Below are 1,859 nucleotides of genomic sequence, written 5' to 3' on the forward strand. Positions count from 1 at the left end.
AGGGTCGGGGACTGGCGCGGTGGCTGTTGCTCCGTTTCCAGTCCCCGCCGCTTCAAACCGGGCATGCGGTTCTCCCGCACCCGGCTTTCCGACATCGTTCACCGGCTGGCATGCACCGTCCCCCAGTGCACGTTTCCGGTCAGGTGGTAGACCCCGAGCCGACTGATCCACCCATGGGTGTAGCGGGTGGTCCAGTTCCGGCCTGGCAGGCTGTGTTTCCGGCTGGCGAAGGTCGCCAGCCGCTCGTGGACGTAGCCGTCGATTGCGTTGAACTTCCGTGCAGAGTTTCCGTTGCGGAAGTACGCGGCCCAGCCCCGCAGGACCGGGTTGAGGTCGGCGACCACAGCGGACACCGGCCGTTCGGTCTTCGAGGAGGCAGTTGCTGCGCGGATCTTGTCCCGCAGTACCCGCATCGCTCGCGCCGAAGGCCAGCGCTGCAGGTAGAACCTGCCCCGCCGCCGCCACGATTCCACCTTGCGGTGGTGGAAGCCGAGAAAATCAAAGCCCTGTTCGCCTCGGGCGAGATAGATGATGCCGGTCTTGTCCGGGTGCAGCCGCAACCCGAGCCCGGCCAGCACCCTGCCCGACAGATCCCGCGCCTGCTCGGCACGTTCCCTGCTCGGACATAGGGCAACGTAATCGTCGGCGTACCGGATCAGCGCCCCTAACCGACGCCCCTCCCGCTGCCACGCCTCATCGAGGACGTGCAGCGCGACGTTCGCCAAAAGGGGCGAAATCGGTGAGCCTTGTGGGGTTCCTGCGCCTGTTGAGGCACTCACCCCGCCCTCCAGTACCCCGACCCGCAGCCAGCCCCGGATCAGCTTGAGCATCTTCCGGTCCGAAACCCGCCGGGCGATCTGGATCACGAGTGCTTCATGGTCAATCGTCCCGAAACAGTCTCGGATATCGGCCTCGACCACCCACTCCCGGCCCCGGTTCGCCTCAATGCGCACGGCCTCGCACGCGTCGATCGCGGACCGTCTGGGCCGGAACCCGTAACTGACCGGCAGGAAGTCGGCTTCGAAGAGCGGCTCAAGTACCAGTTTCGCGGCCGTCATCACCACCCGATCGGTCACGGTGGGGATCGAAAGCGGCCGTAACTCCCCCGGCCGCCCCGGCTTGGGGATCTTCACTCGGCGCAAGGGCAACGGCCGGTAGGTCCCGGTCCGCAGCCGCTCCGCCAGGTCCTGGAGGAACTCCTCCACCCCGGACGACACCACCGCGTCGACGGTGACCCCGTCGACGCCGGGGGCGCCCCGGTTCGTGCACACGCCGGACCAGGCCCGCCACAAAACGTCCATGCGGTGGACGTGGCCATACAGGGCATGGAACCGGCGTTCGGGTTCTTGCTCGGCACAGCGGTAGAGCGTCCACTGCAGGGCTCGGACCTTGTCCAGAGGGCGGCTGTCCAGCCTGGCGACGCCTTCCTCCCGGCGGATGGAACTAGCCGAAACGGCACTCATCCGGGTATCTCCCTGTTCGTGTCACGCATCGATGAAGCAGGGGCCCTTCGCTCCTGACGGGTTGTGTTGTCCCGCCGATCAGCACTACTACGACCCCCTCCGACTTCCTCTCGGCAGCCCGCCACTTCCCGGTTCCGCCGGTTATAAGCAGGCCACGCTCCCGGGCCGCATGCCCGGGGCCGAGGAGGACCTCTCCAGTTCCCAGGACAACCTTCCGACCATTCCACGCCCCTTACGCCGGGAGGTTCTTCGGCGACCGCTCCAGGTCCAAGATCGCCTTCCATGGCCTTCGCCCAATCATCACAGGCTCGGCTCCTCCTTGACCCGCCCCACGAGGCGGGGTGGAATTGACGACGCTGCAGGCTTCACTTCATGTTGCGGACTGGTCGGTTGCAC

The 1,859-nt window shown here is 66.6% G+C and carries 1 protein-coding gene; it reads right to left on the reverse strand.

What is annotated here, in order from left to right:
• Positions 1–98: 98 nt before the first annotated feature.
• Positions 99–1,463, reverse strand: a complete 1,365-nt coding sequence (gene ltrA / locus ABZ656_RS57760; RefSeq protein WP_101403508.1) for a group II intron reverse transcriptase/maturase — start codon at positions 1,461–1,463, stop codon at positions 99–101.
• Positions 1,464–1,859 lie beyond the last annotated feature (396 nt).

Origin of the sequence: Streptomyces sp. NPDC007095, from assembly GCF_040634475.1 — a bacterium.
Lineage (GTDB): Bacteria > Actinomycetota > Actinomycetes > Streptomycetales > Streptomycetaceae > Streptomyces.